Source organism: Streptomyces cathayae, from assembly GCF_029760955.1.
Classification (GTDB): Bacteria; Actinomycetota; Actinomycetes; order Streptomycetales; family Streptomycetaceae; genus Streptomyces; species Streptomyces cathayae.
The window spans coordinates 4,528,220-4,551,422 of the sequence record NZ_CP121682.1 but is presented as its reverse complement, the minus strand read 5'-3'; the positions used below and the strand labels follow the sequence as shown (position 1 = coordinate 4,551,422).

At 71.2% G+C, this 23,203-nt stretch carries 23 protein-coding genes, 1 tRNA gene and 1 pseudogene; 16 read left to right on the top strand and 9 right to left on the bottom strand.

Annotated elements, in window-relative coordinates; all coding sequences use genetic code 11:
* The first annotated feature begins 78 nt into the window (after window positions 1-78).
* The 4 genes from PYS65_RS20890 (at window position 79) to PYS65_RS20875 (ending at window position 2,023) form a co-directional block, all read left to right on the top strand.
* Window positions 79-693 (top strand): DUF1326 domain-containing protein, encoded by a 615-nt coding sequence (locus PYS65_RS20890; RefSeq protein WP_279335447.1) that lies wholly within the window; start codon window positions 79-81, stop codon window positions 691-693.
* A complete protein-coding gene (locus PYS65_RS20885; protein WP_279335446.1) occupies window positions 690-1,448 on the top strand; it encodes a DUF2182 domain-containing protein in 759 nt (252 codons plus the stop codon). Before PYS65_RS20890 ends, PYS65_RS20885 begins: the two co-directional genes overlap by 4 nt.
* A 176-nt stretch (window positions 1,449-1,624) precedes the next feature.
* Window positions 1,625-1,683: transfer RNA gene (locus PYS65_RS20880), tRNA-Leu, on the top strand.
* Between the two features lie 97 nt (window positions 1,684-1,780).
* Window positions 1,781-2,023 (top strand): hypothetical protein, encoded by a 243-nt coding sequence (locus tag PYS65_RS20875; protein WP_157977391.1) that lies wholly within the window; start codon window positions 1,781-1,783, stop codon window positions 2,021-2,023.
* A gap of 4 nt (window positions 2,024-2,027) precedes the next feature.
* On the opposite strand, the gene PYS65_RS20870 is transcribed toward PYS65_RS20875, so the two are convergent.
* Window positions 2,028-4,235 carry a multicopper oxidase family protein gene (locus tag PYS65_RS20870; protein ID WP_279335444.1) on the bottom strand — a complete coding sequence of 736 codons (2,208 nt, stop codon included), beginning with the start codon at window positions 4,233-4,235 and terminating at the stop codon, window positions 2,028-2,030.
* Window positions 4,236-4,489: 254 nt separating this feature from the next.
* Between PYS65_RS20870 and PYS65_RS20865 the strand changes: the two genes are divergently transcribed.
* Window positions 4,490-6,547 (top strand): PA14 domain-containing protein, encoded by a 2,058-nt coding sequence (locus PYS65_RS20865; protein ID WP_279335443.1) that lies wholly within the window; start codon window positions 4,490-4,492, stop codon window positions 6,545-6,547.
* Between the two features lie 480 nt (window positions 6,548-7,027).
* Here the strand turns inward: PYS65_RS20865 and PYS65_RS20860 are convergent, their stop codons facing one another.
* From PYS65_RS20860 to PYS65_RS20850, 3 genes are all read right to left on the bottom strand, one after another.
* Window positions 7,028-8,536, bottom strand: a complete 1,509-nt coding sequence (locus PYS65_RS20860; RefSeq protein WP_279335442.1) for a DUF4153 domain-containing protein — start codon at window positions 8,534-8,536, stop codon at window positions 7,028-7,030.
* Between the two features lie 485 nt (window positions 8,537-9,021).
* On the bottom strand, window positions 9,022-9,708 hold the full coding sequence (locus tag PYS65_RS20855) for a class F sortase (RefSeq protein WP_279335441.1): 687 nt from the start codon (window positions 9,706-9,708) through the stop codon (window positions 9,022-9,024).
* Window positions 9,709-9,713: 5 nt separating this feature from the next.
* On the bottom strand, window positions 9,714-10,556 hold the full coding sequence (locus tag PYS65_RS20850; RefSeq protein WP_279335440.1) for a DUF4397 domain-containing protein: 843 nt from the start codon (window positions 10,554-10,556) through the stop codon (window positions 9,714-9,716).
* 972 nt (window positions 10,557-11,528) lie between these two features.
* Here PYS65_RS20850 and PYS65_RS20845 point away from each other — a divergent pair.
* The 5 genes from PYS65_RS20845 to PYS65_RS20820 all read left to right on the top strand — a co-directional run bounded on the left by PYS65_RS20845 (window position 11,529) and on the right by PYS65_RS20820 (window position 16,820).
* Window positions 11,529-11,831, top strand: coding sequence for a DUF1540 domain-containing protein (locus PYS65_RS20845; protein ID WP_279335439.1), 303 nt, complete (start codon window positions 11,529-11,531; stop codon window positions 11,829-11,831).
* A gap of 748 nt (window positions 11,832-12,579) precedes the next feature.
* Window positions 12,580-14,004, top strand: coding sequence for a MocR-like pyridoxine biosynthesis transcription factor PdxR (pdxR, locus tag PYS65_RS20835; RefSeq protein WP_279335438.1), 1,425 nt, complete (start codon window positions 12,580-12,582; stop codon window positions 14,002-14,004).
* 556 nt (window positions 14,005-14,560) lie between these two features.
* The gene (locus tag PYS65_RS20830; RefSeq protein ID WP_279335437.1) at window positions 14,561-15,526 is read left to right on the top strand and encodes an aldo/keto reductase; all 966 of its coding nucleotides are present in this window, start codon (window positions 14,561-14,563) and stop codon (window positions 15,524-15,526) included.
* Between the two features lie 250 nt (window positions 15,527-15,776).
* The gene (locus PYS65_RS20825; RefSeq protein WP_279335436.1) at window positions 15,777-16,157 is read left to right on the top strand and encodes a hypothetical protein; all 381 of its coding nucleotides are present in this window, start codon (window positions 15,777-15,779) and stop codon (window positions 16,155-16,157) included.
* A gap of 165 nt (window positions 16,158-16,322) precedes the next feature.
* Complete coding sequence (locus PYS65_RS20820; RefSeq protein WP_341483717.1) at window positions 16,323-16,820, top strand: methyltransferase domain-containing protein; 498 nt, start codon at window positions 16,323-16,325, stop codon at window positions 16,818-16,820.
* A gap of 75 nt (window positions 16,821-16,895) precedes the next feature.
* Here the strand turns inward: PYS65_RS20820 and PYS65_RS35245 are convergent, their stop codons facing one another.
* Entirely contained in the window at window positions 16,896-16,970 is a 75-nt protein-coding gene (locus PYS65_RS35245) for a 50S ribosomal protein bL37 (RefSeq protein WP_387042757.1), read from the bottom strand.
* Between the two features lie 123 nt (window positions 16,971-17,093).
* Window positions 17,094-17,651 carry a hypothetical protein gene (locus tag PYS65_RS20815; protein ID WP_279335435.1) on the bottom strand — a complete coding sequence of 186 codons (558 nt, stop codon included), beginning with the start codon at window positions 17,649-17,651 and terminating at the stop codon, window positions 17,094-17,096.
* Window positions 17,652-17,876: 225 nt separating this feature from the next.
* Here PYS65_RS20815 and PYS65_RS20810 point away from each other — a divergent pair, with 225 nt between their 5' ends.
* The gene (locus PYS65_RS20810) at window positions 17,877-18,893 is read left to right on the top strand and encodes an NAD-binding protein (protein ID WP_279335434.1); all 1,017 of its coding nucleotides are present in this window, start codon (window positions 17,877-17,879) and stop codon (window positions 18,891-18,893) included.
* A 46-nt stretch (window positions 18,894-18,939) separates the two neighbouring features.
* On the opposite strand, the gene PYS65_RS20805 is transcribed toward PYS65_RS20810, so the two are convergent.
* Both PYS65_RS20805 and PYS65_RS20800 read right to left on the bottom strand, forming a co-directional pair.
* A complete protein-coding gene (locus PYS65_RS20805) occupies window positions 18,940-19,152 on the bottom strand; it encodes a DUF4287 domain-containing protein (RefSeq protein WP_279335433.1) in 213 nt (70 codons plus the stop codon).
* A 70-nt stretch (window positions 19,153-19,222) separates the two neighbouring features.
* A complete protein-coding gene (locus PYS65_RS20800) occupies window positions 19,223-19,915 on the bottom strand; it encodes a DUF998 domain-containing protein (RefSeq protein ID WP_279335432.1) in 693 nt (230 codons plus the stop codon).
* Window positions 19,916-20,186: 271 nt separating this feature from the next.
* Between PYS65_RS20800 and PYS65_RS20795 the strand changes: the two genes are divergently transcribed.
* Window positions 20,187-20,807: a DUF2975 domain-containing protein gene (locus PYS65_RS20795; RefSeq protein WP_279335431.1), complete on the top strand. Its 621-nt coding sequence runs from the start codon at window positions 20,187-20,189 to the stop codon at window positions 20,805-20,807.
* Window positions 20,807-21,031, top strand: a complete 225-nt coding sequence (locus tag PYS65_RS20790) for a helix-turn-helix domain-containing protein (protein WP_279335430.1) — start codon at window positions 20,807-20,809, stop codon at window positions 21,029-21,031. The genes PYS65_RS20795 and PYS65_RS20790 overlap by 1 nt, the downstream gene beginning before the upstream one ends.
* 22 nt (window positions 21,032-21,053) lie before the next feature.
* Here PYS65_RS20790 and PYS65_RS20785 read toward each other — a convergent pair whose 3' ends face one another.
* The gene (locus tag PYS65_RS20785; RefSeq protein WP_341483694.1) at window positions 21,054-21,275 is read right to left on the bottom strand and encodes a hypothetical protein; all 222 of its coding nucleotides are present in this window, start codon (window positions 21,273-21,275) and stop codon (window positions 21,054-21,056) included.
* 228 nt (window positions 21,276-21,503) lie between these two features.
* Here PYS65_RS20785 and PYS65_RS20780 point away from each other — a divergent pair.
* From PYS65_RS20780 to PYS65_RS20770, 3 genes and pseudogenes are all read left to right on the top strand, one after another.
* Window positions 21,504-21,686, top strand: a pseudogene (locus PYS65_RS20780) (MFS transporter); the annotation flags it as partial.
* 140 nt (window positions 21,687-21,826) lie between these two features.
* Window positions 21,827-22,366, top strand: coding sequence for a hypothetical protein (locus tag PYS65_RS20775; RefSeq protein WP_279335429.1), 540 nt, complete (start codon window positions 21,827-21,829; stop codon window positions 22,364-22,366).
* Between the two features lie 171 nt (window positions 22,367-22,537).
* Entirely contained in the window at window positions 22,538-23,197 is a 660-nt protein-coding gene (locus tag PYS65_RS20770; RefSeq protein WP_279335428.1) for an HdeD family acid-resistance protein, read from the top strand.
* Window positions 23,198-23,203 lie beyond the last annotated feature (6 nt).

Here is a 23,203-nt window from a genome sequence, read left to right as displayed (position 1 = left end):
AAGAGCGGCACCGGGAGGGGCGGGCCCTCCCGGTGTACTCCCTTCGCCGGAGGGGACCCAAAACAGGGAGGAAGAGTCATGCCCTGGAACCTGAACGGCACGTACCTGGAGAGCTGCAACTGCGACGTGGTGTGTCCCTGCACCACCTCGGGTTTCGCCGCACCGGCCGACCACGAGCGTTGCCAGGTGACCTTCGCGTTCCACGTGGACAGCGGGAACGTGGACGGCGTGGACGTCTCCGACCGCAGCGTCGCCGTCTTCATCGACGGGCCCCGGGTGATGGCCGAAGGCGGCTGGCAGGTGGCGTTGTACGTCGACGCTTCGGCCGACGACGGTCAGGCGGAGGCGCTGGGGAAGGTCTTCTCCGGCCAGGCAGGCGGGCCGATGGCGGCGCTCACTCCACTCATCGGCGAGGTCCTCGGCGTGGAGCGCGTCCCCATCGACTACCACGACGACGGCCGCCGCCACGCCGCGCGGGTGGGCGACGCCATCGACATCGAGATCGAGGACCAGGTCGCCCCGCAGTTCGGCGAGGGCGGTCCGGTGATGGGCCTGACCGGCATGTTCCACCCGGCGAACAGCACGCTGACGATCGCCCGGTCCACCCGGGCGACGGGCGACGGCGTGTACGGCCGGTCCTGGGACTTCACCGGCGGCAACGGACACTCGGCGCCCTTCACGTGGTCCGCGTGACCGGTGGGCCGGTCACCGGCCGCCGCAGGGCGGGCCCCGCCGGGCTGCTGCTGGTCACGGCGGCCGCCGCCTGGGTCTGGGTGGTGACGCGCTGGGGCGGCATGCAGGCGATGCCCGGCACCATGAGCCTGGGCCTGTCCGCTTTCCTGGCCGTGTGGACGCTGATGATGGCCGCGATGATGCTGCCCGCCACGGCGCCCGTCGCCGCGCTGTACGCACGCACCATGACCGTGCATCGGACGCCGCGCATGGTCGTTTTCACGGTCGCCTACTTGCTCGTCTGGGCCGCGGCCGGGCTGCCGGCGTACGCGCTGGCCGCCGGCCTGGGCCGGGCGGCGAGCCTCCCCGCCGCCACGGGGACCGCAGTGGCCGCGGCCGTGTTCGCGGTCAGCGGCGTCTACCAGCTCACGCCCCTCAAAGACCGCTGCCTGGCGAGATGCCGCTCGCCGATCGGGCTGATGCTGCGCTACGCCTCGTACCCGGGGCTCTCGCGCGATCTGCGTGCCGGAGCCCACCACGGGGCCTTCTGTCTGGGCTGCTGCTGGTCGCTCATGGTGCTGCTGGCGGCGTTCGGTCTGATGAACCTGTGGGCCATGGTGGTCCTGGCCGCCGTGATCACCGCCGAGAAGCTCGCTCCGGCCGGTCGCCTGGTGGCCCGTACCGTGGGTATCGCCTCGATCGCCCTGGCCGTCGCCGTCTTCTGGGTCCCGGCGCTGGCTCCGGGCCTCACCGGTGGCGGTATGGCCGGGATGTGAGGGCGGGCCGTCCCTCGGCTCCATCCCGCAGTAGACGTGGTGGTCTTGCCAGTCGGATACGTACGCGGAACGGATTCGGCACACATGAGGCCGGGAAACCCCGTGAACACGTGAGAACCACGGAGAGGCGTTTCCTCAGGTCAGGCACCCCACTGCCGACGTTTTAGCAGATCACAGCCCCGCTCAAGGAGAGCCCCTCAAGCGGGTGTCGCAGGTTCGAATCCTGCCGGGGGCACAGAGAAATGGCAGGTCAAAGGCCCTGTCGCCCGAGTGGGCGGCAGGGCCTCTTGATCTCGCAGCACACACGAGGCGCGCCTCGGGACTCTGAAGGAGTGTCTTCCAGCCCCGAACTGATGAGCACCCTCGAACTCTCCGTCCAGGCTGCGCTGCAGCGCCGGCTCGGCGACCTGGTCGAGGTCGTGTCCCTCGGCATCGAGAGCGGGGACGACGTCGTACGCGTCCACCTGTCGTACGTCGCCCGCGCCACCGGCGTAGTCCGCGCGGATGGGCCGGAGCTGTTTGCTGTAGACCGCCTCGGTGGTGGCTTCACTGCTGTGACCGACAACGTGCGCTGACCTGTCAGTGGTCCTTCTTGCGCCTGCCTCCGATGTGGTACGGCCGCATCATCTCGTTGTCCTCGTGCTCGACGATGTGGCAGTGCCAGACGAAGCGACCAGGGTGGTCGAACCGGGCCTTCACCCGGGTGATTTCTCCCGGATAAGCGATCACGGTGTCCTTGAAGCCACGCTCCCAGCTCTCCGGCGGGATGGGGGACCCGTCGAACGGTTGCCGGTTCACCACCTCGAACGCCACCTCGTGGATGTGGATCGGGTGGGCGTCCACCGTGAAGTTGTACAGCTCCCATGTTTCGGTCGCGTTCAGCCTTGGGTTCTCCGTGACCGGATCGGCCCAGCCGAGCAACACCGGATTGCCGACGGAGTCGACCGTCCCGAGCAAAGTCTGGACCGGCGTTCCCGGTGGCACCTGGGGACTGCTGGATTGCACCTCGTTGAGGGAGAGCCGACGTGTGACGCTCGGCGAGCCGAGTGGCCTGGTCCTGGGCAGTCTGAGCTGATCCGGCGGGACGCTGGTGTCCTTACTCGCCGGTGGGCCGACCACGAACTTCATCACCTGACCGGTGGTGGCCGGATCCGCCACGGGGAAGTCCACACCTGGTTCGCCCCGGCCGAAGGGTTCGTCCGCGCCCTCGTTGATGAGGTACAGCTCGGTGCCTTCCGGAATCCCGGTGAAGTCGACGATGACATCGGCCCGCTCCGCGTTGGCCAACAGCAGCCGCTCCTGTCGCACCGGTGCGGGCAGGAATCCGCCTTCGTTGCCGATCTGCCAGAACGGCAGGGCTGACTGGGCCGGCCGGGCGGTCGGGCTGTCCGCGATCTTCAGAATCAGGAACCGGGCATTGCACCCGTTGAGGAAGCGCAGCCTGTAGCGGCGCGGTTCGACCTCGAGCTTCGGCCATGTCCGGCCGTTGACCACCATGGTGTTGGCGAAGAATTCGGGGTTCCAGATGGGAGGTACATCGGTGGTGGGAATGTACGGCCCCGGGAACCCGTCGAAGAATTCCCGGCTCGCGGGGTAGAACAGCGAGCCGTCCGAGTTGAACGAGCGGTCCTGGATGGCCAGGGGGATCTCGTGGTACCGCGTGCCCGGCGGATCGCCGAAGGCGGGCGCCGGCCCGGGCAGAACCCCCTTGGACAGGTCGGACTCGCCGCCGCGCAGCAGATAGAACCCGGCGGGTCCGGCGTAGACGTTGAGCCGGGTCATGCCCAGGGTGTGATCGTGGAACCAGAGGGTCGCCGCCCGCTGGTCGTTGGCGTACTGGAAGGTCGCAGTACCCGGCTCCCACTCCAGACCGTGCGCATGGGCGAACTCCTCCCGGAACTCGTTGTAGAACGATCCCACGGTGGCGAATCCGCGAGGAATGTTCTTCGCGCGTGGCAGGTACCACGCTTCGGTGTAGCCGTCGCTCTCCTCGGTCGAATGCCCACCGTGCAGATGAGTGACGATCGGCACGGGTCCGGTATACGGCCCCGGCGTCGAGGTGAAGGTCGGCCGGGAGTCGCGCCCGGCCTCGCCGCCCGGCGGGTTCGCCCAGTGCAGGGTGGGGTCGACCGCCAGCAGGTGCGGAAGGAACCGGCCGCGGCTGTCGACGAGGTCGTTCACCCAGGTGACCCGGACCGGCCGGTCGACCCTGGCCTCGATGGTGAACGAGGGGGAGTTGAACGTGTTGCGGTCCTCGAGCGAGCCGTATCCCCACACAGTGGTGGACGGCAGAGTGGGCGGCAATACCTGCTGGCTGAACTGCCGGACACCGATGACGTACGTGTCGATGCCGTGCCGCTGCGAGTGACGGGCCTTCGGCATCACCGGCGGAATCACCAGGTCGGTGACGTATTTCGGGACGGTCGTGGGATCCAGGGTGGGGACGGGGAATGTGCCGGCAGACCCGGCCCTCGGGGTCACCGCGGTCCCGTCGGGGAGTGCCATCGCCCCTTCAGGCCTTGGAAGAACCAGGGCCGCCCCACCAGCGGCCCCGGTCACGAGAAGGTCTCTTCGTGCGATCATTTCTCTCGCCTTCTGCAGTCCGAGGGCCTCGATCATTTCCTGACGGAATGTTAGGACGCGCACACCGTGCGTGGTGGAACCTGTCTGGCGTGTCGTCAGGCTGCCGGGCCCGGGCAGCGTGCGGGCTGCACATCGGCGCGGCCACGACCAAAACTCGTTGCTGCAAACGGCCTCGTCCAGCGATTGCGCCAGCCGGCGGGTCATGCATCCCAAGGCCCCGGGTTCGGTGTGCCTGATCGCGTCGGCCTCGATCTTGCATGAGGAGCCGTCACCTTGCTGACGGACCCTTTCGGCTCGTTCGAGGTGGAGATTTCTGCAGGTGGTCAGGCTGGTGGCCCGACTGTCGCGTCGGGTGGGCGCCGGCCCACGTCCCCACAGCCGTACAACCAACACCCCTGCTCGCACGTCGTGATCGGGACGGCCTCATCCGCCGTCCCGATCCTGAACCAGAGGACTGAATGAACCCGGACAGACGCACCACCTCCGCGGCCGCGACCGCGATCGTGCTCGCCACCACAGGCGGCCTGCTCACCGCCGTCACCACGCCCGCCTCCGCCGCGACCACCTGCGCCTCGCCGGTCTACAAGCGGCAGTTCTTCGCGAACACCACCTTCTCCGGCAAGCCGAAGAAGACCGACTGCGACTCCAAGATCGACCAGAACTGGGGCACGAAAGCCCCGGCTTCCGGCCTGCCGGCAAACCACTTCGGTGTCCGCTGGACGGTGACCCGCGACTTCGGCTCCGGCGGCCCCTTCTCCTTCCCGGTCGAAACACGTGACGGCATCCGCGTCTACCTCGACGGCGTCCGCAAGGTCAACCTGTGGAAGAACGTCTCGACGACGGTGAAGAAGACGGTCAACGTCTCCATTCCGTCCGGCAAGCACACCCTGCGCATCGACTTCGTCAACTGGACCGGCGCCGCCAACGTCAAGTTCAGCTACACGCCGCGGACCTCGTCCACCGTCGACAAGGTCAAGCCGCGCACCCCGACGGGCACCACCGTCACGTACGACACGGCGACCGGCAAGGCCAGGATCACCTGGTCCAAGAACAAGGAGATGGACCTCGCCGGCTACCGCGTCCACCGCCGCCTCAAGGGCAGCGCGTACCCCGCCAAGCCGCTGGCGACCACGACCTCCACGTCGTACACCGACACCCCGCCGCCCACCGGCCAGACGTACTACTACGAGGTCCGCGCGATCGACAAGGCCGGCAACGAGTCCGCCGGCACCGCCGACCAGGGCGTCACCACGCCCGACCGCACGGGTCCGGCCGCCCCCACCGGGCTCACCGCGCACGGCGACCTCAACGGAATGGTGCTCGGCTGGAACGCGGTGCCGGACGCGGTCGCCTACCAGTTGTACGAGAGGAACCCGGCCACCGGCTCGTACACGCTGGTGGAGAAACTCACCGGCACCTCGTACACGCACTCCGTGGGCCACGACGAAACGCCGCACACCTATGTCGTGCGCGCCCTCGACGCGGCGGGGAACCCGGGCCCGTACTCGAAGCCCGTCACCTCCGACGGCATCGACCGCGCGGCCCCGGCCGCGCCCGTGAACCTGCACGTGACGCCGGGCCGGACCAGGGTGCTGCTCACCTGGAACGCCCCGGAGCACCCGACGCTCGACGAGCTGATCAACGACGCCTACTTCACGGTGCTGCGCTCCGAGGGCACCCGGCTCGGGGCGGACGCGGTGCGGGTCCGGTGCGCCGAGGAGAGCGAGACGTTCAACCCCATCCGGAAGGAGTACACGTTCGTCTGCTACGACGAGAGCTGGGAGCTGGACACCACCTACACCTACGGTGTCGTCTTCACCGACTGGCAGGGCAACGAGTCCGCTCCCTCCCCCACCGTCACGGTGACCACCGCCGACCGTGTCGCGCCGCGGCCGGTCACCGGACTGACCGCGACGCCGCGCGCCGACGGCATGCTGCTGCGCTGGAACGCCTCGACGGAGGACGACATCGCCTCCTACCGCGCCCTGCGCGGAACCCGGCAGGCCGACGGCTCGGTCAAGTGGCTGGGCACCTGCACCCTGGGCCAGGACGACCCGACGGCCGCGCTGTGCATCGACGTCCCGAACGGCGAGTCGTACGTCTACGCGGTCTACGCGGTCGACACGTGGGGCAACGCCACGGCCACCGCCGACTGGGCCACCGTCACCGCCACCGAGCTGGACACCACCCCGGCCGAGCCGATCCGCCAGGACAAGGGCCCGCTGTACGGCGGTGGCGGCTGGACGGCCTCCGAGGACGCCAGGCCGGTCGAGTGGCACTGCTCCGGCGCCGTCTGCGCCTCGGTCACCGAGTACCGGGTGAGCCGCTGGAATCCCGAGACGCGGGCCTACGACCTGCTGGGCACCGTCGCACCCACCAGCGCTTACTACCAGTCCTACGACGACCCCGCCCAGCCGCTCGGCTCCATCTCCTACTACCGCGTGGTCGGCGTCCTCGCCGACGGCACCGAGACCGCGGCCGCGCACCCGTGGAAGATCCGGCCGGACCTGGTCTGAACACTTCCCTGAACACGCCGAAGGCGTCGGGAGGCTCGGCTCCTTCACGTTCGCATGCACGTCAATCCGACTGCTGCTGCCGCTCTCCGTGGCGCTGCTGAGGGAATACCGTCATGCCGGGAAGACGGCCCTTGTGGAACGCATTCAGCACACACGAGAACGGGAAGCACCGTGAACACGTGAGAACCGCTGAGGAGTCCTTACCCCTGGTCAGACACCCTGCGGCCCATGTCTCCACAGGCCACAGCCCTGCCCGGGAAAACTCCTCAAGCGGGTGTCGCAGGTTCGGATCCCGCCGGGGGCGCAGACAGGAGGGCCGGTTCGGGAGGGGTTTCCTCCTGAACTGGCCCTTCCCCCGTGTTCGAAACCGTGCCGCTGGAGTCCGCACAGGGTCCACATCTCCCAGGAGGAGGCGTCTCCCCCACCGTCCCGGACACCGGGGCCGGGGCGGCCGGCCGCCCCGGCGGAACGGGGGCCCGGTCAGCGGTCGTACTCGAGGCTCTCCCCGCTGCTGCCGCAGGTGCCCGGGTCGGTCGTCACCGGCGGCCGTTCCTTGAGGATCTGCCGGGCGTGAACCTCTCCCCAGCTGATCTCGTACCAGGACGCCGTTGCCGGACCGAGCCCCTCCGCCAGGGGGCCGAGGACGCAGGACCGCATGGGCTCTTCCAGTCGGTCCAGAGCCGGGACCGCGTCCGCCGAGAGGCCGCGCGCGTAGTCCAGGTCGAGCTTGTGGGTCTTCTCGTAGCGCCGCACGTTGTTCTCGGCGATCAGTCCGTCGGGAGAGGCCAGGCCGAAGGCGAGGACCACGGCGGCGGCCGACGCGGCGACGGCGCGGGGCAGCCGGCGTGCGCCCCGGACTCCGGCGGCCATGATCAGCAGGATGACCAGGCCGAGCCACAGCTCCACGGCCACGACGGAGATCCGCAGCCGGGTCAGCCCGTACGCCTCGACGTACATGTCCATGCGCCGTACCGCCGAAGCGACCACGATCAGGGTGAGTGCGCAGAGGGTGCCGAGGACTCCCCGCACCAGGTTCCGGTCACCGGGCCCGCCGCGTGGTGCCCAGCGCAGCGCGAGGACGATGACCAGGAGGGTGAGGAGCGTGGCGACGAGGAGCTGCCAGAAGCCCTGCCGCGCGTACGCGGAGTAGGTCTGGCCGGTCTTGTCCAGAACGGCCCGGTATCCGCCGAACAGGACGGCGAGCTGGATGGCGTTGAAGGCGGCGAACAGCACGCACAGCAGGAGCAGGGGAAGCGCCCATTCTCCCCGGCCGCGGGCGCGGCCCGGACTGGTCCGGAAACTGTCCCACCACAGAGGGGCGGCGGCGCTGTGTGCCGCTGCGAGGGCCCCGAGGAGTCCGAGGCCGAACAGCACCAGCCGCCAGGGGCCGTCGCCGACGGACGTGTCCGGGAGCAGCCTGCTCAGCAGGTCGGCGAAGGCCGCGTCGGCCCCGGCGAACAGTGCGCCGAAGACGAGGAGGAGCACGGCCGTCACGACCAGGACGCGCAGTGCGGAACCCACGTTGCCGGAGGCCTTGCCGGCCCGGGTGCGCAGTCCTCGCCAGCCCCACCCGGCGCCCTTGAACAACGAGTCGACCAGCCCGAAGGGGCTGAGGACGACGCCGGCCCAGGTCCGCGGGCCGTGGAGGGCGAGCGAGGCAAGACCGACGGCGGTGGCCACGGCGAGGAGAGAAGGCCACAGGGCGGCGCGCAGCGCCGGAACCAGTAGGAGGGCGATCCCTCCGATGCCCCAGGCGAGCGTCCAGGGGCGGGCCTGCAACCGGCCTGCCTGGCGTGCGGCGAAGTACGCGGTGAGCGTGGCCGGCAGGGCGACGAGGAACAGATTGACGCCCACACCGTCGTCGAGGAGCGTCATGCTGAGCACGCCGGTGGCGAGCGCCGCCCACAGGACGGCGGTGCCCACGGGGGAGGGTGATCCGCGGCGCAGGTCGGTGAACCAGAGGTCGTGGGCGTAGGCGCCCGCGTACATGAGGCTGGGGACTTCGCCGAGCTGCGTGTCCGTCGTCGCGCGCGTCCTGCCCTCCGGTGGCGTTCCCGTCCTCCGTGCTCCTCCCGTGTCCGCGACCCCTCTCTCGGGTATTCGACCCGAATGCCGGGACCGCTCAGGCAGTTCGGTGGGCTCAGGTGATTCGACGGGCACAGGTAATTTCTCTGTCACGGGACCCCCTCCCAACCGGCCCCTGAACACACGTACTCGGGTACGTCGAGCGGGTACCGGTATCTCTTGTGAAGCCGGCCGCCATGATCGTCAGGACGGCGTGCCCGCAAGGGTAGCGGGACCTACGGAGGCGTCCGCGCTCGCGCAACTCACGCAGGCACGGCAGGAGTCGCGGGTGGGGCGTGCCCCACCGGGCAGACCCGGTCCGCTGCACCCCGCAGAAGTCGTTCCCCTCCGGATTGCACTGCTGGGCCGTCAGGCCATCGCCTCCGGTTCGTTGGCGGGCTCCGAGCCGGTCACCCCTGGCCGCGCTCCTGGGCGGGAACGGCGTACACCAGCAAGTTCCGCTGGTAGCCGCCGCGTTCGCGGTCGTACGGGGGAGCGCAGGTGACCAGGGTCAGGACCGGCCGTCCGTGGCGCCGGAACACCTCGTCGGGGAGTCCGTCCTTGTCGACCACCTCGCGGGCCGTCACCTTGTACCTCACGGGGGGTGCGCCCTCGCGGGTGACGGTGGCGTCGTCGCCCTTCCGGAGTCCGTACAGCTTGGCGAAGGCACCCAGGTCGCCGGTGCGGTGGTCCACATGGCCGATGAGGACGGCGGATCCGGCGGGGGCGCCCGGCGCGGGGCCGTGGCGGTACCAGCCGGCCTGCCCCACGCTGTCGGGGATCTCCACCGTTCCGTCGTCCTTGACGCCCACGCCCTGGAGCCGGGCGTCCAGAGAGACCCGTGGAATGCGCAGCGCCGTCGGCTCGGGTACGGGGCCGGACGCGTTCTCCGTCTCGCCCGGTCCACTGTCGTGGCCCTCGAACGAGGCCCCGGCCGTGGGCTCCTGGGCCCGCGGCCGGGTGCCGAAGTCCGACGGCGCCGAGGTTCCGGACGGCCACAGCGACCAGAACAGCAGCGCCGTCAGGACGACGGCGACCACCGCGGCGGCCCCGACGGCCGCCGCGGTGGGCCGCCCGCCCCTGAGGGAGGAGCGCATGGCCGTCAGTGGCTTCGGGAGTACCGGCGGCGGGCGGCCAGCAGACCGGCGACCGCGACGGCGCCCGTGGCGCCCCAGGCGAGCCAGACGGTGGCGGACTCGTTGTCGGCGGCCATCGTGCCGCTCTCGCCGGCGTTCACACCGCGCGGCGCGGATTCCATGCCGCTGATCGTCTGCGTCTTCAGCGCGAGGTTCTTGTCCGCGGCGCTGCCCCAGGCGTAGACGACCGTGCTGGTGCCCTCGGCGAGGTCCAGGTCGGCGGGGCCGATGACCACGGTGTCGGTTCCGGCCAGGACGACATCGGCGCTCACCGTGCCGGCGGGCACCTCGAGCGACTTCTCGTTCGGGTTGGTCAGGCCCTCGATGACCGGCTCGCCGCCCGCGCGGACGTCCACGGCGGGTGCCGCGGCCACGTGACGGACGGTCAGCCGCGACCGACCGGCCGGGACCTTGGAGGTGTCGTTGACGAACGCGGTGAGTACGGGGGTGCCCCGCGCGTCGAGGTGGGCCGCGAGCGTGGCGTTCGCCCCGGCCGGGATCTCGACGCTCTTCTGGATGGCGGGACCGCCGTCGGGGCCCTTGCCGTCGGCGAAGACCTCGATGTCGTACACGCCCGGGTCCAGGGACTGGGGTTCGGTCAGGGTGCCGGGCTTGAAGTCGGGAAGCAGTTCGTTCCCGTTGGCGTACACGTCGACGGTGAGGCCCGGAACGCCGTGGAAGACGGACACGGACGCCTTGCCGCCCTCCTGCGCCGTACCGTCCGCGGAGGCGGGGACGGCCACGGCGAGGGACAGTACGCAGGCACTGGCGGTGGCGGTGGCGATCTTCCTGCTGCGCGAGTTCGTCATCGGAACTCCCTTCGTGGGGGACCCCGGTCACACGTGGGGCCCGGCTTCCGGATGAGCGGCTTCTCGGATGCATCGCGCGACGAGTTTTCTTCGGCAGGGTGTCCAGCGACCCCTCACCGGTGTCCGGCGACCGTCGTGCTGTCGCACGCGGCCACGGTCGGTGTCACGGGTGCTGTCGGGAGGGGTGCCACTGGTGAGGTCAGCCGTGCTGTCGGAAGTGAGGGCGGGCTACCCGGGCGGGCCCTTGAGCAGGGCCCAGCACTTCGATTCCGGCCGCCGCGAGGCGAGGCAGGCGCTCTTCATCGAGCGGCCTGCTTCCCGTGACACTTGGCCCAGTATGGGATGCCATGTGACAGTGCGCCACTTATGCACCGTGTGCCCTGGCCGGGAACGGCTCGCCGTCCCGGCCGGCTCGGGCCCGGCGGATGGCCCGAGGCCTGGGCGAGGCCCGTGGCCGGAGCCGCTGGACCGTCGGCGGCGTCGACGTCCGCGGCGGTACGGACCACACCGGGAGGGACGATCGCCCCCCTCCCCCTGGGGAAGAGGGAAGCGGTCGGCCTGTCGGCCTCAGGCCTTCTGCCCCCGGACGAAGTGCGCCACCACCGAACATCGCGGAAAGTGGAAGTGAAGTCAGGAAGGGAGCGTCCCATGAGCTGTCGGCGTGGACGCGGTCCACGGCACCGCCATGCCCCTCCGTACCCGCCACCCCATGACCACTCTCCGGCACCCCGTCCTTACGCGCCGCCGCCGGAGCCTCGTGCCCGCGCCGCGGACGCGGAGAAACCAGGGACTGCCTGCGACAGCTCCAGAACGAGATCGCCAGGCCTCGGCGGGACGTGGACGAGCTGAGGCGCCGGTCCGGCAAGCCGGAGCAGTGACCGTTGCTCGTGGTGGTGGCGTGCCACGCCGCTCAGGGAGGGCCACCACCACAGCGACCGACCCGTAGGACATCTCAAGAAAGCAGACCCTCTCATGGCAGCCACGCCCGTCATGCAACTGCCGGTCATCAGCGAATGCGCGGCCGAGAGCTGCGCCTACAACCACGACCACACCTGCCACGCCGTGGCGATCACCGTGGGAGACGCCGGCGCCCCCGTCTGTGACACGTTCATGAGCGCGGACATGGAGGGGGGAGAGCCGTCCGTCACCGGCCGGGTCGGAGCGTGCAAGATGGCCGACTGCCGGCACAACACCGGGCTGGAGTGCCACGCCCCGTCCATCACCGTCGGTCATGAGCACGAGCAGGTCGACTGCCTCACCTACGCGCGGGCCTGAGCGACGGTCGCAGCCACCGCGAACTGCCGGGGTCGCCGTACAGCAGCGAAGTACGGCAACCCCGGCGGCCGTCCCGGTCGGCAGCGCCCGCCGGGAACCAGGAAGCGACCCGTCCGACCAGCGCTGACCGAGCTCCGCAGAGCCACGGACCAGAAGGTCGCCGACCTTCACGTCTGCCGTCAACGACGTCGACCCGGGACGTACGTCAGCACCCCTGTCCGGCCGTCGCACCAGTCACCGACAGCAACCGGAGCAGGATCGGACCGAACTCCTCAAGCGGGTGTCGCAGGTTCGAATCCTGCCGGGGCACAGCGCATTACCCTCTGACCTGGGATTTCTCCCCCAGGGAGGCGCTCTGGTCGGCCTCGTCCGCGTGAGTCGGTGCCGCTGCTCGACGATCTCCTCAGGTGCGTGCGTCCGTCAGGGGTGCTCTCTGTACGGGGTGCAGGTCCGAGCTCTGAGCGGCGTGTGAGGCTTTCCCGGATCACGCTGTCACTGGCGCGCGGTGCTCCGGTCAGTTCCGCTTGCAGCCGGTCCGGCGTGGTTCCCGCTTCGAGGGCACAGGCACGGACGAGAGCGCGGCAGTCCTGTTCTTACCGGCCGGCGGCGATCGCGACGGGCAGAGGGTGCGCCAGGTCTTCGCGGGCCGCGTATCCGTCTTCGGCGTTCACCGTCCTGCGGTGCGGTTCCTCAACGTTGCTGCGCGCGCAGGCAAGACGGCGTGGACGCTCGGATAGCATCGGCCGTCATGCGGCAGGACCGAGAGAGCCCGGCCTGGAGCACCCTGCTCGAACTCGACGACCGACCCGAGGGGCCACTGCACCGCAGACTGTGCGGAGCCCTGCGCTCCGCCGTGGTCGGCGGCCGCATCGCACCCGGCAGCGCGCTGCCGCCGAGTCGGGTGCTCGCCGCGGATCTGGGGTGTTCCCGCTGGGTGATCACCGAGGCCTACACCCAGCTCATCGCAGAGGGCTATCTGGAAGCCCGCAGCGGCTCGGCGACCAGAGTGCGGGCCACGGCGGTGCCGGATCAGAGGCGGCCCCACGCGAAGCCGCGGGTCGCCGCGCCGGTCGAGTTCGAGATGCTGCCGGGCATGCCCGACCTGCGGGCGTTTCCCAGGAAGCGGTGGGCGGACGCGGTGCGGGAGGTGACCGCGTCGATCGCTTCCTCGGATCTCGGCTATCCGGACGTCCTCGGCCATCCACGGCTGCGGGAGCGGCTGGCCGCGTATCTCGTGCGGGGACGGGGCGCGGTCGCCTCCGCCGACGACTTGGTCGTGTGCAACGGCACCCTGGACGGGGTCGTGCGCATGTGCCGTGTGCTGCGGTCGGCGGGCCACACTCATGTGGCCGTGGAGGATCCGGGCTGGTCGCGACTGTCATCCGCGGTGTCCGCCGTCGGTCTGACGCCCGTTCCGGTGGCGGTCGACCGCGACGGTCTGCGCATCGACCGGCTGCGGGCGAGCCCACGCACCCGCGCGGTCGTCGTGGCGCCCGCCCACCAGTTCCCCACCGGAACGGTGCTTTCCCCCGCCCGCCGTGCCGAACTCCTGGACTGGGCACGGGAGGTCGACGGGCTGGTGCTGGAAGACGACTACGACGCCGAGTTCCGCTACGACCGCCGTCCTGTCGGCACCGTTCAGGGTATGGACAGCGCCCGGGTGGCGCTCATGGGGTCGCTGAGCAAAACGCTTTCCCCCGCCCTGCGGATCGGCTGGGTGGTCGCCCCGCCGCGCTGGGCCGAGGCGATGCATGAGGCGGCGGTGGCCGTCACGCCACCGCCGGTCATCGATCAGCTCGCGTTCGCGGCGTTCCTGGACGCGGGGTGGTATGACGGCCATCTGCGGGCGTCGCGGTTGAGGTACCGCAGCCGCCGGGACCTCCTGCTCGCGGAACTGGCATCGGCACTGCCCGGGCTTGAGATCTCGGGTGCTGCGGCCGGCTTCCATCTGCTGCTCCACCTCGACGGCCGCGGCGCCGCGCGGGTGGTGCACCGGGCGGCGCGGCGGGGGCTGCGTCTGGTGGACCTGGACGAGTACCGGATGGGTGCCCGGCCCGGCCCGCCCGCCCTGGTACTCGGATACGGCAACCTCTCGGACGCGGCCGTGCCGGAAGCAGTCGGCCGGCTGTCGGAGGCCGTACGGACCGCAGGCATCAGCAGGACCCGCGAGTGACGGGTGCCCGGTTCACCTGATCGTCGGCTGTCCCTCCCCGGGGGCTGTTCGCCGTGCTGGGGGTGTGCGAAGGACCGGACGGCGATGACACGGGGGCGAGCGCGACGGCGGGCATGAGCAGCACCAGCAGGCCCAGGGCTGTCGGCAGCCCCAGCGGATGGGCCAGTGGCCCGATCAGCGGCGGCCGTTGATCGGGCCGGCGTAGCCCGGCGTCGCGACAGCGGCGACCGCTCGACCCGTCTCCTGTGGAAAGGCCCTCCACCGCCTTGAACGTCTGCGGCCTCACACAGGCCAGGCCCACGCGGAAGAACCCGAACCCGATCAGCAGGGCGGCCGTGGAGGCAGTCGGGTCTGCGGGGGAACGCGCCGAACCTCGGCCGTAAGGACGATTGGCCTGGATTTCCGGCCTGCAACCGGACCGGGACCCCGTACCGATCGGCGCCTAGGTTGTCAGTGCGGCCCGGTGGCCCACCATGAGCGGCCGACCGTCCCATGCCCCCTCATGCCCCCCATGCCCCATGCCCCCGTGGCACCTATGGCATCAAGGAGATCCGACATGTTGCGACGCCGCATCGGAGGTCCGAGTGGTCCCGAGGTCAGCGCACTCTGCCTGGGGGCGCTGCCCTTCGGCAGCACCGTCGACGAGCGCACCTCCTTCGCCATCCTCGACCGTTTCGTCGAGGCCGGCGGGAACCTCATCGACACCTCCAACAACTACGTCTTCTGGCTTCCGGGAAGCACGGGAGACGAGAGCGAGTCCACGATCGGCCGCTGGCTGGCCGACCGGAAGCTGTACGAGGAGGTGGTGATCTCCACGAAGTTCGGCGGGCGCCCCACCGTTCCCGGGACCGGACTGGAGACGGCCGAGGGCCTGTCCGCGCCCGTGGTACGCAAGGCCGCGCAGGAGAGCCTGCGCCGCCTGGGCACGGACCGTATCGACCTGTACTGGTCGCACGTCGAAGACCGGACCGTCCCACTGGAGGAGACCCTCGGCGCCCTGAACGAGCTGGTCTCCGACGGCCGGGTGGGGGTGCTGGGCGCCTCCAACCATCCGGCCTGGCGTGTCGAGCAGGCCCGTGCCGTCGCCCAGGACAACGGCTGGGCGAGCTACAGCTGTGTGCAGCAGCGATATTCCTACCTCCAGCCGCGGTTCGACGTCGCCCTGCCCGAAGGGGGTCACGTCCATGTGACGCCGGAGATGCTGGACTACGTGCGCAGCGAGCAGGATCTGACGCTCATGGCTTATTCCACCCTCCTGTTCGGCGCCTATACACGGGGTGACAAACCGCTGTCGCCTGCCTACGACCACCCGGGCACCGCACCGCGACTGGCGGTTCTGCGCGAGGTGGCATCCGAGCTGGATGCCACGCCCCACCAGGTGGTGCTGGCCTGGCTGCTGCACGGCACCCCTCCGGTGATCCCCATTGCGGGCGTCAGTTCCGTCGAGCAACTCGATGAGCTCCTTGCTGCTGTGGACCTGCGTCTGGAGCCCGACCAGCGAGCGCGCCTCGACCAGGCCTGACGGCCACCCCGCCGCCGGCTTTCGGAAGTGTCCGAAAGCCGGAGCCTCCTGACGGAAGGTTTGTCCGGGTATTCCCTTCTCCGCGTACCCCGGTCGCACCGGGCCTTCGGTACGACCGGGGGGAAGAACCCGTCGGCCAACCGGAATCGCGGCCTGACGTCGCGGTCGGCTCGACGGCGGACGGTGCCGTCCCGGGCCGTCCGCGAACGGGGAACGGGGTCATGTACCCGATCCGGCGGCTCGCGCCCTCGTGCGCCGGCGCACCGACACCGTCGCCTTCGTCGTCGCCGTCGCCGTCGCCTTCGCCGTCGCCGTCGCCGTCGAGCAGGAGCGGGTCTTCCGGGAGGAACCCTGCTTCTCGGCCGTCGTGCGGGGCGCCACCGCGGGCCTCGCGGACAGGGGAATCCCACTGCTGCCGGCCAACGCCCAGTCCCAGCGGGACCGCGACCGGCTGACCGCGTTCCTCAGGGCCCGCCACGTCGACGGGCCCTGCTCAGTTCATTCCGGGGCGAGGACCCGCTGCCCGCTGAAATCGAACGGTTCGGGACGCCCACCGTGCTGGTGGACCGCCCCACCGGCTACGTCCCCGACCGGTCCGTCGACGTCGACGACGCTGAAGGCGCCCGGCTGACGGTCCGGCACCTCGTCGAGCAGGGGCGACGCCGTATCGCGACCATCACCGGCCCCCGGACCTCCAGGCCGGGGCGGACCGCCGTACCGGCTTCCACGACGTACTCCGGGAGAGCGGGCTGTACCCCCTGGCAGAGGCGCACGGCAACTCCACGCGTGCTTCCGGATCGCGGGGGCGTACGACCTGCCGCTGCCGGACACCTCTGTGGGCGCCTACCGAGCCGACCAAGTGTTCCACGAACCGGCCGAGCCAGAGGGAGCGTCGGCAGAGACCCGCAGGGTTCTCGCGCCCGAAGGGCGGATCACGCTGATCGGCCGGGACTGGGACACCATCGTCATCGACTCCGACGATCCGGCCCTCCCCCGCGCCGTCGTGCACGCCCGCGCGAGCCTGATCGCCGGCCCGCGCTCCGCCCGCCGGTACCGCAGCCCTCTCCTGGACACCGGCTTCGACGACGTGACGGTCGAGGTGCACACCGGGGTGTGCACCGGACCGGCGATGTCGCCCTTGCTCACCGGACTGGTCGAGGGAGCCTGCTCCGCCGGCGCCGTCACGCGCAAGCAGGCGGGTGGCCGGCTCACCGAGCAGCGGGCACGGGCCAGGGCCGACCGGCTCTTCCTGGCGCTGCCGGTGTTCGTGGCCGCGGCGACCACAGCACGGTAGGGGGAGGCGTATCAGAGCCTCCATCAGCCCCGGAGCGGTTCATCGTCCTCGGTGGCGTGTTCGATGGGCTCAGGCTCAGCTGTTGGGGCGCTTGCCGTGGTTGGCCTTCTTCTTCTTACGGCCGCGTCGTTTGTTGGCTCGCTTGGCCATGGCTCACATCTCCCTGATCGGGGCTCTTCCTGGCGTCGCCAGTCTAGGGTTCGGCCCCGGTTGTCCGCATCAGCGGCGCGGCGGCCCTTACGGGACGGGGCGCGCCCCGCGCGGTGGCGCCGTTCACTCGCCGTCGGCGGTGGGCTCGTCCTCCTGTCGTTCACTGTCCGGTCCCTGGGCCCGCACCCGTTGGACGTGTTCCAGGGACTCACGCAGTTCGGTGAGCCAGTCGTCGGTGTGCCGCTGGACCAGGCGCACGCACCAGGCCAGCGCCTCGCTGCGGCTGCGGGCCACCCCGCCGGCGATCAACGTGTCCAGGACCTGGCGCTCCGGCTGGCGCAGCCGGGTCATGACGGGTGCGGCGACATGGGTGAACAGGGCGCGCCGCCCGTCGCACTCCACTCCCCAGGAGACCTTCCGGCCGAAGCGGTGCTCCGCGTCCCGGGCGACCGTGATCCGGGCGTCCCGGGTGCGTTCCCGGAACTCCTGGATCCGGCCCTCGATCGCCGCTTCCCGCTCGGCCGGAGAGGCGTCCTCTACCGGCCGGGGTCCGGGAATGCGTCCGATCACCGTGATCTCCTCGCGGTCGACCGTCACCTCGGCCAGTTCCTCGAAGAGATCGTCGGGGAGCCGGCCGCTGAACCAGCCCCTCAGTTGCTCTCGCTGCTGTGCCGTAATCATGTAATGACGATTACTCGACATTTTCATGAACACAAGGGAGGGCGGAACGGTCCGCCGACAGCGCAATCGGAATGCTCCAGGCCCGTTACCGACCTCGCGTGCGTGGTGTCGTCGGAGAGCCCGCGCCGACCCGGGGCGGGCGCGGTCCGGGGTGCTCGTGGGCGGCCTCGGGGGCCCGACGCCGGCGTCGCGGCGGTCGGGGGCCGTGCGTGCCACGATGCTGGCATGCGGGTCGTCGTGGTGGGTGCGGGGCAGGTCGGTCACACCGTGGTGAAGTCGCTCGCCGAGACGCACGAGTGCACGGTGATCGACATCGACCAGGCGCGCCTGGAGGCCGTGTCGCACGCCTACGACGTGCGGATCGCGCACGGCAGCGGCACCTGGCGCGAGACGCTCCTCGAAGCCGGGGTGGCCGACGCCGAGCTCGTCCTGGCGTGCACGTCGCGGGACGAGGTCAACCTGGTGACCGCGATGCTGTCCCGCCGGCTGTCGTCGGCGCGGACGGTCGTACGGGCCACCGGGACGGACTACCTGGAAGCCTGGCGTGCGGGTGATCTCGACGTGGACCTCCTCGTCTCGACGGCGTTCGAGACCGCGAGCGCCGTCGCGCGCGTCCTCCACGTGCCGGGTGCGCGGCACGTGGACTTCTTCGCCGGCGGCGAGGTGGTCGTGCTCGGCGTCGACATCCACGAGGCGGGGCCGCCGCGGTTCGCCGGCCGCCGTCTGCGTGATGCGGGCCTGCCCGAGGCGTCGCGGGTGGTCGCCGTCGTGCGCGAGGGGAAGTGGATCAGACCGACCGCGCACGAGGTGGCGCGGCCCGGCGACTGGGTGATCGTGATGGCGTCGCTCGCGGCGGCGCGCGCGTGGAGCCGGCTGGTCACCGGGGCCGATCCCGTCGATGACGTCGCGCTCTTCGGCGCCGGGCGCATGGGGACGGCCATCGCCCGGGTCCTGCTCGACAAGGGGGTCTCCGTGCGGCTGATCGAGCCGGACGCGGCACGGGCGCGTGCGGCCGCGGCCGCACTCGACCGGGCACGGGTGTTCCACGCCACGGGCCTCGACCCGGCGTTCCTGCGCCGTGAGCGCGTCAGCGCGGCGGGATTCGGCGAGGTCGGCCCGTTCGGCTCCTACGCGCCGCTCGGTCACCTGTCGAAGGCGATCCTCACCGCTCTCATGCTCCTCGGCCGTATCGAGATCGTCCCCCTGGCGGTACTGCTCCGCCGCAGCTACTGGCACGCGTAGGCGGCAGGGCCGCCCGCCTCCACGCCTCAGGCGGGGACCGGCACGGTCACTTGCCCGCGTCTTCGGCGAGGGTGTGGGCGACGAGGGCGTTGGCGTGGCCGTGGCCGAGGCCGTGTTCCGCCTTGAGCCAGTGGACGAGCTCCATGTGCTGGGTGAGCGGGGAGGTGCGGATGAGGTCCTTCCACTCGGCGACCGGGCGGCCGTACTTCTTCTCGATGGAGGGGAAGTAGCCGGCGGGACCCTTCACTGCGCTGGTCATGGGATGCCCGTTTCCTTTCTGATCCGGATGCTCCGGGTGGTCTCGATGATGTCCGCCGGAGGGCGGGCGGCTAGCGGTTTGCCGGGGTGACGGCCAGACGGGGTGTCGGGGTGGCGGCCAGGCGGGCCGTCACCGCGGCCAGCCACAGCAGGCCGAGGCCCGCCCCCGCGGTGAAGGCCGGCACGAAGGCGGCGGAGGCCGTGAAGCCGGCCAGGACGGCCACCGGCACGAGGCGTGAGGCGCGGGCCCAGCCGTGGTGGCCCCTGGCGGCGAGCGGGCGGGCCAGAACGACGAACGCCGCGCACAGGGCGAGATAGCCGACCGTCCCGGCCACCATGTGCGCGGCACCGTGCCCGCTCAGCGTGGCCGTGTCGGGCGCACCGGCGGGGAAACCGGCCCCCGCGTCGGCCGGGAAGATCGCGGCGGCCCAGAACGAGGCACCGAACACCCCGACCAGGACCGGCCCCCAGGTGCCGCCCGTACCGCCCCGCAGCGCCCGGCGCAGACCGGTCGCCCCCATGATCAGCAGCACTCCGGTGAGCAGGAAGTTCACCGTCTGGATCCAGCCCGCCTCACCGAGGGCGAGCTGGCTGATGGCGTTGCGGGTGAAGTCGAAGCCGTCCCGTGCCAGGCCCTGGGCGACGCCGAGCGCGAGGAACAGGGGGCCCGCCGCCGCGCCGCCGGTCAGAGCCCGCCGTGCCGCCGGTCGTGCCGCGGACGTGACGGAAGCGGGGTGCCGGGTCGCGCTGAGCGTGTGAGTCATGGTCGGGCCTTCCCCGTGCCGGTGTGGTCGTGGTCGCTCGTATGACCGACGGCACGAGGAGAAGCCATCGCCGCACACGGTGTGCGCTGGGTCACATGTTCCTGGGTGCCCGGGCGGCGCGGGTGCGCGCGGGACGAGCGGGACGAGCGGGCTGCGGTCTCGGCGATCGCCGGCTGCGCCCGGGGAGTGGACCCGCGGGCTTGACAGCCCACCTATCGATTGTCGATAGTATCGAAAATCGATATGCCGGTGGCGGGCGGACGGGGGAAGCATGCGTACGAAGTTCTGGTGGAGCCGGGCCGACGACCGGCTGCTGGGGGCGGTCCTGGGGCTGGCCGCTCTGCTGGTCGGCGTCTTCGGGGTGCTGGCCCCGGCCCTCGGGGTGGTCGGCCTCATCGACCCGGTGGACACCCGCGAGGTCGAGACCGGGAGCACGGCCTCGGTCTCGGGCGCTGTGACCGAGGCGGCGGCGGGCCACGGCATGACGCTCACCGGTACCCACCGGGCCGACCTCGTTTTCACCGACCCCGACCTGGGCCGGCGCCTGCTGCTCGCCCTGCCGGAGTTCGTCGGCAGCCTGCTCCTGCTCCTCGTCCTGGCCCTCCTCCTCCAGATCGCCAGGACCCTGCACGGCGGCGACGTCTTCGTGCCGAGGAACGCCCGACGCCTGAGCGTCATAGGGATCGTGGTGCTGGTGCAGGGCGTCTTCTCCCCGATGCTGCTGTCGCTCACCACACAGGCGCTGGTGAGCGGCACCCCCCTGGCCGACCTGGTCCCCTTCTCGGCCACCTTCTCCGGCGAGTACGTCCTGCTCGCCTTCCTCGTCCTGGCCCTGAGCGAGGTCTTCCGCCGCGGCACGAAGCTGCGGGCCGACACCGAGGGGCTGGTCTGATGCCGCCGGAGGAGGAACACCGGGTCCGAGTCCACCTGGACCGGCTGCTGGCCGACCGCGGCATGACCCTGTCCGAACTGGCGGCCAGGGTCGGGGTGACGGTGGTCAACCTCTCCGTCCTGAAGAACGACCGGGCGAAGGCGATCCGCTTCTCCACCCTCACCGCGATCTGCCGCGAACTGAACTGCCAGCCCGGCGACCTGCTCAGCGTCCGCGAGGACTGAACCCGGTGGTCGGCTCCGCCGGTCACGGAGCCTTCGGCGACCGGTGACCGGTGACCGAAGACCGGAGCCCGGCAACCAAGGCGCACCGCAGCAGACGCGTGTCGTGGCCCCGGCGTCCGGCTTCTGCGAGGAGGTCCTCGAGCGGGGAACGGAAAACCGTGTGGTCGTCGTAGTGGACGGACAGCGCCCGACGCAGGCGCGGCAGGTCGAGCAGGTCGAGCAGGTCGGCGCCCGGTTCGGTCACCCGGCGCGAGACCAGCCCGTGGCCGAGGCGGGCCGGACCTCCGGGCCGGAGGGAAAGCCGGTTCCCACTCCGCGCGCAAGGCCCCCCGGAAAGCGCCGCTCCTTCCCCCGTGGCGGGTGAGGCACGGGGCGCGCGCTTCGGGTGCGATGGACGGAGCGGCGGGCGTCGGCCGCTGCCCGGCCGGCCAGCCCCACCGGTGTCCCGGGCCGACTCGGTGAGGTGGACGGTGTGGAGCACTGGCGGGTCCTGATCGTTCTCGGTACGGCCCGGTTCCTGATGGTCCTGGTCACCTCCGTCATGAACGTGTCCGTCAGCCGGCTGGTCGAGGACGTCGACACCGAGGTCACCGCCCTCCAGGCCGTCATCACGTGGTACGCACCGGTCATGGCGGCGTTCATGATCATCGGCGGCGTCGCTCTCGCTGGTTTCCTGGTCACACCGCATCTGCCGACCGCCCCGGGCCGCCGTCCGCGGCAGCCGGACACCGGTGCCCCGGCCGAGGCGACCGGCCCGACGCGCTGAGACCGAGGCCGACACCGAGGGAGCCAGGCGTGCCCAGAATCAGGGCCAGAACCAGGGCCGGCCCGGCCACGGACCGGCGGGTGCGCCGCGCCGAGCGCCGGGCCCACGCGGACTACACGGGTGCCGTCTACGGCTCCATGCTCGCGGCCTCGGTGGTGCTCGGCGCCGGCTCGCTGGGCTCGTTCCCCCGCGCCGAGCTGGTGCTGCTGCTGGTGCTCACCGGTGTGGTGTTCTGGATCGCGCACGTGCACGCCCAGTTGTTCGGGGCGCGGCTGGCGCAGCGGGCTCCGGACCGCCGGCTGGTGCTGCGCGTGTGCCGTGACGAGTCGCCGATCGTCAAGGCCGCCTTCCCGCCGGCCGCCGCGGTGGCCGTCAGCCCGCTGCTGGGCCTGGACGTGCGGGGCGCCCTCTGGCTGGCCCTCTCCGTCGCCGTGGCCGGGCAGGTGGGCTGGTCCGTGGCCGCGGCGCACCGCGCCGGTGCTTCCCAGCGGCTGATGGCCGCCACCGCGTCGGTCAATCTGCTGATCGGCCTGCTGATCGTCTCCTTCAAGATCGTCCTGAAGCACTGAGGAAGCACTGAGGTCGCACCGAGGACACGCGGGCCCGGGGTGTCGGCCACCGGGTGGAGGGCCCCTGCACCGGGTGCCGGATCACCCCCGGTGGGTGATCCGGCACCGGGTGACCGGCGTGACCCTGGATCCGTCAGGTCCTCGCACACCGCCACGCGAGGAGGAGGAGCCATGTCCATGCCGCGTGGTCCGGCATCGCACACCGGGCCGGAACGCCGTCCCGACCGCGTGCCCTTCGATCCGATGGGCGATCCCACCCACGCACTCGCACGGCTCGGCCGTTCCTGGACCTGGCTCCTGGGCTCGGCCGTCACGACGCTGGTGCCCGGCGTCCTGGTACTGGTCTGGCCGGAGGCGACCCTGCACGTCCTGGCCGTCCTCCTCGGCCTGTACCTCCTGGTGACCGGGGCGTTCCGGTTCGTGGCCGTCTTCGCCCGGGAGGGGCACGAACGGCTCCCGGGGCTGCTCCTGGCCGTGCTGTACGTCCTGACCGGGGTGCTGTGCCTGCGGAACCCGCTGCAGACGATCGCCGCGCTCTCCCTGATCGTCGGGGTGGTCTGGCTCGTCTCCGGCGTGCTCACCCTCTACACGGCCCTCGCCACCCCGGACCTGCCGCACCGCGGCGTCGTCCTGGGCACGGCCGTGCTCGCCGTCGTCGCGGGGATCGTGGTCCTCGCCCTGCCGGTCGAATCGGCCCGCGCCCTGACCCGGTTGCTCGGCCTGTGGCTCGTCCTGCTCGGCCTGGCCGAGGTGGTGGTCGCCTTCGCGTGGCGGGCCGCGCTCCGAAGGACGCACTCCGCGGAGCCGCACCCACCCGTCCCGGCGGTCTGACACCAC

Excerpts from the sequence above, each read along its gene's own strand:
- PYS65_RS20890 (WP_279335447.1), top strand. The coding sequence starts at position 79 with ATGCCCTGGAACCTGAACGGCACGTACCTGGAGAGCTGCAACTGCGAC.
- pdxR (WP_279335438.1), top strand. The coding sequence starts at position 12,580 with ATGCGGCAGGACCGAGAGAGCCCGGCCTGGAGCACCCTGCTCGAACTC.
- PYS65_RS20855 (WP_279335441.1), bottom strand. The coding sequence starts at position 9,708 with ATGCGCTCCTCCCTCAGGGGCGGGCGGCCCACCGCGGCGGCCGTCGGG.
- PYS65_RS20770 (WP_279335428.1), top strand. The coding sequence starts at position 22,538 with ATGTCCATGCCGCGTGGTCCGGCATCGCACACCGGGCCGGAACGCCGT.
- PYS65_RS20795 (WP_279335431.1), top strand. The coding sequence starts at position 20,187 with ATGCGTACGAAGTTCTGGTGGAGCCGGGCCGACGACCGGCTGCTGGGG.
- PYS65_RS20830 (WP_279335437.1), top strand. The coding sequence starts at position 14,561 with ATGTTGCGACGCCGCATCGGAGGTCCGAGTGGTCCCGAGGTCAGCGCA.
- PYS65_RS20865 (WP_279335443.1), top strand. The coding sequence starts at position 4,490 with ATGAACCCGGACAGACGCACCACCTCCGCGGCCGCGACCGCGATCGTG.
- PYS65_RS20815 (WP_279335435.1), bottom strand. The coding sequence starts at position 17,651 with ATGATTACGGCACAGCAGCGAGAGCAACTGAGGGGCTGGTTCAGCGGC.
- PYS65_RS20850 (WP_279335440.1), bottom strand. The coding sequence starts at position 10,556 with ATGACGAACTCGCGCAGCAGGAAGATCGCCACCGCCACCGCCAGTGCC.
- PYS65_RS20810 (WP_279335434.1), top strand. The coding sequence starts at position 17,877 with ATGCGGGTCGTCGTGGTGGGTGCGGGGCAGGTCGGTCACACCGTGGTG.
- PYS65_RS20860 (WP_279335442.1), bottom strand. The coding sequence starts at position 8,536 with ATGTACGCGGGCGCCTACGCCCACGACCTCTGGTTCACCGACCTGCGC.
- PYS65_RS20800 (WP_279335432.1), bottom strand. The coding sequence starts at position 19,915 with ATGACTCACACGCTCAGCGCGACCCGGCACCCCGCTTCCGTCACGTCC.
- PYS65_RS20870 (WP_279335444.1), bottom strand. The coding sequence starts at position 4,235 with ATGACCCGCCGGCTGGCGCAATCGCTGGACGAGGCCGTTTGCAGCAAC.
- PYS65_RS20790 (WP_279335430.1), top strand. The coding sequence starts at position 20,807 with ATGCCGCCGGAGGAGGAACACCGGGTCCGAGTCCACCTGGACCGGCTG.
- PYS65_RS20845 (WP_279335439.1), top strand. The coding sequence starts at position 11,529 with ATGGCAGCCACGCCCGTCATGCAACTGCCGGTCATCAGCGAATGCGCG.
- PYS65_RS20805 (WP_279335433.1), bottom strand. The coding sequence starts at position 19,152 with ATGACCAGCGCAGTGAAGGGTCCCGCCGGCTACTTCCCCTCCATCGAG.